This is a genomic window from Phaeobacter sp. CAU 1743, assembly GCF_039839315.1.
GTDB classification, from domain to species: domain Bacteria; phylum Pseudomonadota; class Alphaproteobacteria; order Rhodobacterales; family Rhodobacteraceae; genus Phycobacter; species Phycobacter gallaeciensis_A.
Window position 1 is genome coordinate 1 of the sequence record NZ_JBDOQR010000107.1, and the last position, 8,787, is coordinate 8,787.

At 61.6% G+C, this 8,787-nt stretch carries 11 protein-coding genes; all 11 read right to left on the bottom strand.

Annotated elements, in window-relative coordinates; genetic code table 11:
• Window positions 1-122 precede the first annotated feature (122 nt).
• Window positions 123-533 (bottom strand): phage tail protein, encoded by a 411-nt coding sequence (locus AAFO90_RS23050; protein ID WP_347510927.1) that lies wholly within the window; start codon window positions 531-533, stop codon window positions 123-125.
• Window positions 533-2,581, bottom strand: a complete 2,049-nt coding sequence (locus tag AAFO90_RS23055) for a phage tail tape measure protein (RefSeq protein WP_347510928.1) — start codon at window positions 2,579-2,581, stop codon at window positions 533-535. Before AAFO90_RS23055 ends, AAFO90_RS23050 begins: the two co-directional genes overlap by 1 nt.
• Window positions 2,466-3,425 (bottom strand): hypothetical protein, encoded by a 960-nt coding sequence (locus AAFO90_RS23060; RefSeq protein ID WP_347510929.1) that lies wholly within the window; start codon window positions 3,423-3,425, stop codon window positions 2,466-2,468. The genes AAFO90_RS23055 and AAFO90_RS23060 overlap by 116 nt, the downstream gene beginning before the upstream one ends.
• Window positions 3,426-3,548: 123 nt before the next feature.
• The gene (locus tag AAFO90_RS23065) at window positions 3,549-3,848 is read right to left on the bottom strand and encodes a phage tail assembly protein (RefSeq protein WP_347510930.1); all 300 of its coding nucleotides are present in this window, start codon (window positions 3,846-3,848) and stop codon (window positions 3,549-3,551) included.
• Between the two features lie 9 nt (window positions 3,849-3,857).
• Complete coding sequence (locus AAFO90_RS23070) at window positions 3,858-4,364, bottom strand: phage major tail tube protein (protein ID WP_347510931.1); 507 nt, start codon at window positions 4,362-4,364, stop codon at window positions 3,858-3,860.
• Complete coding sequence (locus tag AAFO90_RS23075; RefSeq protein ID WP_347510932.1) at window positions 4,364-5,581, bottom strand: phage tail sheath C-terminal domain-containing protein; 1,218 nt, start codon at window positions 5,579-5,581, stop codon at window positions 4,364-4,366. The genes AAFO90_RS23070 and AAFO90_RS23075 overlap by 1 nt, the downstream gene beginning before the upstream one ends.
• A 117-nt stretch (window positions 5,582-5,698) precedes the next feature.
• On the bottom strand, window positions 5,699-6,100 hold the full coding sequence (locus AAFO90_RS23080; RefSeq protein ID WP_347510933.1) for a hypothetical protein: 402 nt from the start codon (window positions 6,098-6,100) through the stop codon (window positions 5,699-5,701).
• A 13-nt stretch (window positions 6,101-6,113) separates the two neighbouring features.
• Window positions 6,114-6,830, bottom strand: a complete 717-nt coding sequence (locus tag AAFO90_RS23085) for a hypothetical protein (protein WP_347510934.1) — start codon at window positions 6,828-6,830, stop codon at window positions 6,114-6,116.
• A 12-nt stretch (window positions 6,831-6,842) separates the two neighbouring features.
• On the bottom strand, window positions 6,843-7,358 hold the full coding sequence (locus AAFO90_RS23090) for a phage tail protein (RefSeq protein WP_347510935.1): 516 nt from the start codon (window positions 7,356-7,358) through the stop codon (window positions 6,843-6,845).
• Complete coding sequence (locus AAFO90_RS23095; RefSeq protein ID WP_347510936.1) at window positions 7,358-8,089, bottom strand: phage tail protein I; 732 nt, start codon at window positions 8,087-8,089, stop codon at window positions 7,358-7,360. Before AAFO90_RS23095 ends, AAFO90_RS23090 begins: the two co-directional genes overlap by 1 nt.
• On the bottom strand, window positions 8,082-8,787 hold a 706-nt coding region (locus AAFO90_RS23100), incomplete at its 5' end, for a baseplate J/gp47 family protein (protein WP_347510937.1). The genes AAFO90_RS23095 and AAFO90_RS23100, both read right to left, overlap by 8 nt.

The following is an 8,787-nucleotide window of genomic DNA, read 5'->3' on the forward strand; positions in this document are numbered from 1 at the left end:
GCCCTCACGGGCATGCTGGCTGCGGGTGAGTTCGGTCCAGGCCATCGTGGTCTCCGTTCAGTGTCGTACCCGAACAGAAACACAACCTCCTGAACTCACTCAATTAGTTTCAAATCGGGCTCTTAGAATGGTAGAAGACTGCGGAGCCCACCGTCATACCTCCGAATGCTGATCCCAAATTCCTGCCACAGAGGCGCGCCTTGCTCCCCGAATGTCCGTTGGCCTTCCCGCACGCTCTCGACCACCCAGACGCCCAGAATGCGCCCTGTCCCTGCCACCAGCGGCAAGGGAATTCCGATAGACGCCTGTCGGCGCATCTTGTCGAGCTGACCCAGCCCGCCCTTGAAGTGCGGATAGATCACCCCGCGCAGGGAAATCGTGTCCGCGCCAAAGCCGGTGAACTGCAAGGCGTCATGCGCGCCGACGCGCTCTTGCGCGGCCCATCGGTATTCTGTTGACCGCTCGAGGTTCTGATACGCGGCGTTGTCGACGCTGAACTGATAGGCGCCAAGCTGCATCATCGTTCCGGCCATCATGCGCCCCCGTATTGTCCGTAATCGTGCGGCTGGTCATAGAGCGCCCCCGCCTGCGCCTCGCGCCCGCGGCGTTCCAGCTCGTCGATCAGGCTTTGCGGGTTCATGCTGCCCGCGTGAATTTGAGCATGGATTATCACCGGCGCGGGTTGCGCAGATTGTATCTGCGGGGCGGTTGCGCGGCTCTGCATCTGATCGCCCACCACCTCGACACGCTGCACCACCGGCGCAACGGCCTGCTGCGCGCCAGCCATGGCCCGTTGCAATCCAGCGCCCAGCGCGTCCAGAACAGGCCCAGCGCGGTCAGACAGGCGCGCCAGACGCTCTGTCGCGTTGGCGTGGGCAACATAGCCGCCTTTCGAGGTCCAGATCGTCTCTGGCCCCTGTTCGCCCACCTCACGGAAGCCTCGGCCAATGGTGCCGCCCAAGTAGGAGCCTGAAACGCCTTTGGGCGTGGCTTCTGTTGCACGCCGCGCATTGCCGACAGGCTCGCCCGGCCCGGGTTGTTGCGGGATTTCCCGGGTCCGTACCGTTGCACCGGTCGGCGCTTCTGCGCCCTCGCCTTCCCCATTCCACCAATCCCGAATGCCTAAGCCGATCCCCTGAATGCCCGATACGGCACCGGCTCCCTTGTCCCGCAGCCATGATAGACCGTCGAGGACGGGTTGCAGCTTTTCCATCAGCCAGTCGAACTTTTCCGCCAGCCAGTCGATCACGGCACCGATAGCGTCTTGCACCTCCTGCCATGCGGCAGAGATCCCGCCGGTTGCGCCCATGGCCTCGATCACGGGACCGATTGTGCCGTCATAGGTCGATTTCAGCACCTTGCCGACTTCGCCGATGGCAGTGCCGACCATGGTCTTTGCGCTGTCCCAAGCACCGGTGATGGTCTCGGTACCCCCCAGCTTGTCGGTTACCGGCTTGATCACGTTGTCCCATGTCGACCGAAACACGGCCCCGATAGCGTCAAAGGTATTCGACAGGATCGCTTTCCCACCTTCCCAGGCATCGGACAGCCCCGCTGCGGCGGCATCCATATCGCCACGCCAGACACCAGAGACATACTGACCAAAGCCGCCAAAAACCGCTTTAACTCCGTCCCAATGGCGAGAATAGAAACCGCTCAGCTTGTCCCAAGCCGCTGTGATGTGACTGGTGATCCCCAACTTGTCGGTGATTGGCTTGATCCCGCGCTCCCATGAGAACCGAAACACGGCGCCGATTCCGTCGAGTGTTGTCGACAGGATCGCTTTCCCACCTTCCCAAGCATCGGACAGGCCTGCTGCGGCGGCATCCATATCGCCACGCCAGACACCTGAGATAAAGCGGCCCACGCCGCCAAACGTCCCTTTCACCCCATCCCAGAGGCGCCCAAACCATGGCCCGACGCTCTCCCAATTGTCATAAATCAGATATGCGGCACCAGCGATCCCGGCGACGGCCAGACCGATAGGGTTCATCAGCATGGCGCGGCCGACAGCACCGATCCCCGCTTTGACCAAGGCGAGCCCACCCGACAGGAGTTTCATGGCACCAGCGCCAGCCGTGCCCCATGGGATCAGCGCAGCCATGGACACGCCCAGGCGCCCGACGGCAACCCCGAAGCTCAAAACGCTGCCGATGGTGCGGGCCGCGAAGACCGACCCGACCACGATTCCGAAATTCTTCCAGCCCCCGACCATTTCGGCGCCCTTGGAAACCACGCCGCCAATCGTGCGCGACACCTCGCCCATTCCGTCGACCACCTGACCGATCACCGGCAACGCTGCCTCGAGCTTGGTGGCGGCGGTGTCGGCAAAGGCCGCTACGTCGTCCCGGTTGGTCACGGCCCATTCGCTGAACCGCTGCATCGACCGCGTCACCACTGGCATCAGTTCCGCGCCGATGGTGTTTTTGAGGCCCTTGATCGTCAGTTGTGCGTCAAGCTGCGCGTCAGCGAAGGCCTCGGCATCCCGGGCGGCTTCCTCGCTCAACACATAGCCCGTGCGGCGGGCGTCCTTGCGCAGCTCGGCCAGCGCTTCGGAGCCAGACCCCAGCATATTGACCATGCCGATACCCGACCGACTGAACAAAGCCGCCGCAATCGCCGCGCGTTCGGCTGGCGTCCTTGCGCAGCTCGGCCAGCGCTTCGGAGCCAGACCCCAGCATATTGACCATGCCGATACCCGACCGACTGAACAAAGCCGCCGCAATCGCCGCGCGTTCGGCTGGCGCTTCAATCCCCTGCATCTTGTCCGCGATTGCCGCCATGGCCTTTTCCGGCCCCATGGCGATTAGGTCGCTTGCGCTTAGGCCGATCTGGTCGAGCGCCTTTTTCGCGGCACCGGTGCCCTGCGCAGCCTCGCCCAGGCGCTTTTGCATGGCTGTCAGCGAGCTGTCGAACGTCTCAGTCGACACCCCCGAACGCTCTGCCGCATAGCGGTATTCTTGCAGCGCCTCGATCCCGATGCCCAGCTTTCCTGCCGTCTTGGCGACCTGATCACCATAGGAGGCGGTAGAGCTCGTCAGCGCGAAGATCCCGGCGCCCGCCGCTGTAATGCCAATTGCAGAACGCCGCGCAAGGCGCCCGATCCGCTGCGTCATGTCGCCGAATGTCTTGCCGACGCGGGCGCTATCCCGCATCGCGCGCTCCCAGCGCCGCTGTTTGCGCGCCAGATCCTCGAGCGTGCGCTCCAACGCCTCATACTCGCGGTCGAGATGCTCGACCGATTTTCCCTGTTTCAGCAGATCCTTGCGGGTGCGCGACAGCTCTTTTTGGCGTGCCTTCACATCGCGAATGCTCTGCCCGACCTTGTCAAAGCCAGACCGGACAAAGCCGATTCCTTTGCGGAATGAGTTTTCGACGACACCGCCGATGCTGACGGTGGCGTTAAGGCGCTGATTTTTTGCCATTGATTTTCCTCAGACCTTCAAGCCACCAAGTCATGCGGCTGACGCTCATTTCGGAGATCTCGGCGCATGACCAGCCCGTCTCGCGCGCGATCAGCAGCACGCCAAGGCGCGCTGCCTCAGGCGTCAGCCATTGAAAAAATCCAGCGCCTCTTGCAGGCGGCGGTAATCGCGCATCGGTGCTGTTTGCACCTCTTCGGGCGACAGGTCAGCCAGGTTTGCGATCAGCGTGATTTCGTGGACGGCATTATCGCCCTTTGCCATCTGGCGCGCGGCCATGTTGTCGCCTGCCGTCGGCTCGCGCATGGTGACCTCTTTACGCTTTTCGCCGCCGACGGTGATGCCCTTTGCCAGCGTGACGGTCACGGTCTCTTGGTCGCCGTCGGTGTTGTGCTTGCAGTATGCGGGGAGTGCGGGATTTTGCATGATTACTCCTTAGATGCCCAGCGCGGCGCGCTGCTCTGCCAGATGATCGACCCCGTCGATGATCCGTTTCATGTTGATCACGTCGATATCGCAGACGACACGCTGACCAACGGTTTCCTTGAACGCCTCGAGCGTCATGTTCACGGTCAGGGTTGCAGACTGCCCGGGCGACCAGGTGCCGCGATCCGACATGAGGATCTTGCCGCGCATGTTGTGGATCACCGGCGTTACGGTGCCATCTTCGCTTTCCAGCGCGCCGCGTGCGGTGGTCTGGATCAGGCGCCCCGGCGCGATACCCCAGAGGGCCAACACATCGGCGCTATAGTTGCGCAGAACAAATGTTGTGGTCAGCTTCTCCATGCCCATGTCGATATCGGTAGGGCCGTTCATGCCGCCGCCGCGGTATTCCTCGGCCGCGATAGACGGGTTCGGCGGGGTATAGTCACCCAGCTCGCCAGCATAGCCACGGCCATCAACGAACAGGTTGAAGTTTTTCAGGATGTTGCGAATAGCCATTAGCCCAGCGCCTCCTTGATGTAGTCATTCACAAGATGCGAGCGGAAGGTCACCCGCTCGGCGGGATAGACGGGCGTAAAGTCGAAGTTAAACCAGACCTGCCCATTCTGAACGCTCGCGGCATTGTTGAGATCCGGGTCGGACCAGCATTCGCCGCCCAAAATGGCGCCTTGCGCCACCAGGTTCGCGATAAAGCCGTTCACGCCCTCGACGACGTCCTCGAGATAGGTTTTCGTGATCCCGCGATCCACGGCCCACATATGCGAGCGCTGAATGCTTTCGTTCAGCACATCGGCGGTACGGCGCACGCAAAGGAACTGCCATTTCGGGTCTGCCGTCGGCACGCGGTTCCCCCACAGGCGATAGCCATCCTGACGGATGATGGTCGCGACGTCATTCTCGTTGAGCAGGTTGGCCCGGCTCGAGATATCACCCAGCTTGAAATCAACCGGGCGCGACGTGCCGATGATGCCGAAAATACCCTTGTTGGAAGGTGACACCCAAAAGCCATCGTCGTTGTCTGTACGAGCGATCACGCCAGCGACACGCGCGGACGCCGGTTCATCGACGATATCACCAGCGGCATTGAGCACTTTCACCCACGGGTCAATAACGTAGATCCGCGAAGACGTGCCCCAATCCCCGGCGTAGAGCTGCGCGGCGGCATCCGTCGTGTTGGGACCGTCGGCAATGATCACTGCCGCGATCCGGTCTGCGATGCCTTCAAGCTCGGCAACAACAGGGTTGGCAAAGTAGGTGCCCGGGTTGCCTTCATCTTCGGGGCGTTGGTGCGTCCAGCCCGGCGCGCACAGGATGCGCGGCGCGTGCCCGACAACACTTTCGGCGCCGACCAGAGCATGAACGCCCTCAAGCTGGCCGTTTGTCGCGTTCACCCCGCCGATAATATTCGCCATGGTCTCGCCCTCGTCGACACCTTCGTCGACGCGCACGCAGATCACGACTGCCCCCGCTTGATCAAAGATCCCGTCAAGCGCGCCGGGCAATGTCCCGCCACCGGTGCTGTCGACAGTCACGTCCAAGGCCGCCGCCTCGCGACGGCTCCCGGCAATCAGCACCGGAGTGTTTAGGGGAAAGGCTTCGGGGTCTGCCCCCGGAGCCGTCCCAACGATACCAATAACGCCGGTGCTGATGGTTCGGATCGGGCGCGGCCCCGAGTCGATCTCGATCACCTCGACGCCATGAAGAAAACCAGCCATTTTGCCCTCGCTGCTAAATGCGTGTTGCAGCGACTATGCGGAAAAAAACGAAACGCGCCCTCTGGCGGTTTTCCCGTCACCAGAGGGCGCGCCCGATTGAAACACGTTTTCGGCAGATCAGTACCGTTCAACCACCGAAGCCGCTTCGGCAGGAAGGTCAGGCCATTCCGCGTCGGACAAATAGTCTGCGGCTGTCGCAGTCTTAAGCGTGTCAACGTTGGCGCGCATTGCTGTGACCCAGGCCAGGGCCGCGCTGACACCCGCGAGGATCGTGTTTTCATCGTCGGAGCGATCATCCGCGGCCTTGCCAGAAATCACAGCAGCGGCAGTTGCCATGTTCATCTGCGTTTCCGCACTGGCGGCAGCGTAGATCCGACGACGGCATTCAGCAGACACAGCCTTGCCGCGGGCCTCGGCCATAGCAGCGTCAATCGCGTCTGCCGGTACGCCATGGGCAACAAGCTGATTTTGCGTCATTGCAGCAAAAACGCGCCCGCCATGTTCAACGGTATAGTCCATTCCATTGCCCTCCTTAGAGCGAAGTAAGGTTGGTGAATGCGAGATTGCGCACGGTGTTCGGGTCCGTTGCAGCGGCGATCCCTTCGATCCAGCGCCCCGGCATCTCCGCCGGGTAGGTGGTCGACTGGATGCCGAGCCCCATGCCGTGATTGTTGACAGGCGACATGAGGCACTGATCAGAACCGGCAGGCAACGTGATATCGCAGTCGATCATCATCACGGAAGTCAGGCCGGTACACGACAGCAACCGTTTACTCACTACCCCCGCGCCCGCAGTGCACATTTCAAGTTCGATATCCTTGAAGAGGAACATGGAATACCCCGTGCCGTTCGAAAGTGACGGAGTGGATGTAGCCGTGTCCACTGATACGGGAGCGCTCGTGAATTTGCGTTTGACCCCACCGGTATCCGAGCGAATGTTGATTTGTCCGTTACGGAAAATAAGGGTTTTGTCGTGATGGTAGTCCGACTTGAGGCGGATATCGAGAACCCCGTTATAGACCGACATATTCTTTGCCCGGGTCAGGGTCTGAACTGGCGCATCTACTGTGCCATCATTGGCGTCGTCACCATTGGTTTGGTCTACGTAGATCAGGCGGTTCGTATCGCCGACACGCAAAGCTGCGGCATCAAGATCCGCGTCGATCTGATCACGCGCGCCCTGGAAATACTCCATCAGGGCCGTGTTGCTTGCGATCAGAGTGTTGATTTGTTCCGTGCTTGTCGCCATTTTCAGGCCTCCTCAATAAGAACCATGCGCGGCACGGATCGCATCCGCCTGGCGCAATGTTTCGAGTTGCAGATTTGCGATTGCGGTCCCGGTGGTGACAGCGAGGTCAAACAGCACATCGTCAGGCGCGTTCACGATCAACACGCCCTCCGCAACCCGGCTAAAACTCAGGACGTGATCGACCAGGTAGGTGATTGCGCCCGTCTGACGCGCCTGCACGTCATTGCCTGCCCAGATGGCAATCAGATCACCGTCGGCATCAAAAAAGCCCATTTCGCGAACGAAAAACGCCGGTGTTTCCGGGCCGAACTCGGCCTTCACGCGCCAAGCATTCCCGCCGACGATGTGGCGGGTTTCAATAGCCTGACGCGCCAGCTCCCGCTGCAATGCGGTCTGCGAGAAGCTGGGGCCATAGTTTGCGCCGTTTCCATCACCCAGCGCGATATGTGTGATCGCGACTTGAGTGCCGGAACCGGAAGCGGCGGTGATCTTGGCCTCCGCAACATCGGTCAAGAGTGTCGACGGCATTAAGCTGCCCTCCTTTTCACATCGTGGAATTGTTCACTGACCTGGGTCACGCGGTTGCCCAGCGCGATACCGGCAGCGGCACGCACCAGATTTGCCCGCGGGCGCGGATCGTGTGTCACCTCGGACAGGAGCGCTGCACGAAACCCTGTGCGCAACCGTGCCTCGGCAGGCGCAAGCGCCGGGCGCAACTCTGCGTCCGTTTCAAGCCGGTGCAGATGGGCGGGACGGGCGCCGCTGCGGATCTCGCCTGCCCCGGCGAAGCTTTCCCCGATCCGCAGCTCGAAATGGGACCGCGCGGGCTTCACCGTTTCAATTGCCCGCGTCACCCTTTCCAAGAGCGCCGCATCAACCTGGTAACCGGCGTCGAAAATATCCTCTCCAAAGGCGTCAATTCGAAAGGTGTGCGGATCGCCACCATGCTCGAACCACTCCGACAGATCGGTGTTGAAGCCCATCGCGGCCAAGGCAGTTTCAACGGCTTTGCGGGTGCCCTTCTTGCGATGGACCTCGAAACTGCGCTTGATTACTTCCCGCTTGGTGGCTTCGGACCACTCCGGGTCCCAGACGTCGACCGAAAAGGCAAAAGCAAGCCAGGGGAGCAGATCCACGGGGCAGCTATCCGGGTCCCAGATTGCGCGCAGCAAAACAGGCGGGGCCATGGCCGGGCCTGTTACCGCCTCGATCGCTCTCTCCTGCGGGCTAGCGTTATGGGGCAAAAGACTGTCAGACACCGGCGCCCCCCACAGTCACGGTAATACCGCTGCAATAAGTTGCCTGCCCATCGTCCGCGACAAGATCAACAGACGGGCTCGCCAGATCCACATTCTGCACCCCCGGCCGGTGCAAGGCGGCGTACAGGCCAGAAAGCGTTACATCGTGGCCCAGCCGGTGCTGTTGAGCCGCATAGGCCGCAGCGGCGTCCTCAGCCGCCTGGCGCACAATTGCGCTGTCAGGCCCCGGCAGCACGGTCAGGGTCGCATCAATGGCATAGGACAGGATTGCAGCGCTCTGGACTGAAACCTGATCTGTCAGCGGCCGCACATCATCGGCGTTCAAGGCTGTTTCGACAGCAGACAGCAGCCCGGCGCTCGCCGTGCCGTCCCCCGTCCGCGACAAAACGGTAACCAGCACCTGACCCGGCGCCGGGCTTTGAACGCTGGCATCTGCCACGTCGGAATCCGCGCCAAGGGCGTGAAATACATAGCCGCCAACTGGCCCTGCGGTGCTCAACCCTTCGAAGGCCAGGAACATACGGCGCCGCAAATCGGCGTCACTCTCCAACACCGCCGCGACTGGCGGCAGCGGGTCGTGTCTCGGAGTTGGTGGAAATTTGAAGGCGGCGTAATCTCCGGGTGAACATCCACCCACCCAACCGGCGGCAGCAACCGCCAGGGAGATCACGCCATGACCAAGAATACCTATACTTCCA

Coding starts and splice junctions, on each gene's coding strand:
- AAFO90_RS23055 (WP_347510928.1), bottom strand. CDS start 2,581: ATGGTCAATATGCTGGGGTCTGGCTCCGAAGCGCTGGCCGAGCTGCGC.
- AAFO90_RS23085 (WP_347510934.1), bottom strand. CDS start 6,830: ATGGCGACAAGCACGGAACAAATCAACACTCTGATCGCAAGCAACACG.
- AAFO90_RS23065 (WP_347510930.1), bottom strand. CDS start 3,848: ATGCAAAATCCCGCACTCCCCGCATACTGCAAGCACAACACCGACGGC.
- AAFO90_RS23050 (WP_347510927.1), bottom strand. CDS start 533: ATGGCCGGAACGATGATGCAGCTTGGCGCCTATCAGTTCAGCGTCGAC.
- AAFO90_RS23075 (WP_347510932.1), bottom strand. CDS start 5,581: ATGGCTGGTTTTCTTCATGGCGTCGAGGTGATCGAGATCGACTCGGGG.
- AAFO90_RS23070 (WP_347510931.1), bottom strand. CDS start 4,364: ATGGCTATTCGCAACATCCTGAAAAACTTCAACCTGTTCGTTGATGGC.
- AAFO90_RS23090 (WP_347510935.1), bottom strand. CDS start 7,358: ATGCCGTCGACACTCTTGACCGATGTTGCGGAGGCCAAGATCACCGCC.
- AAFO90_RS23060 (WP_347510929.1), bottom strand. CDS start 3,425: ATGGCAAAAAATCAGCGCCTTAACGCCACCGTCAGCATCGGCGGTGTC.
- AAFO90_RS23080 (WP_347510933.1), bottom strand. CDS start 6,100: ATGGACTATACCGTTGAACATGGCGGGCGCGTTTTTGCTGCAATGACG.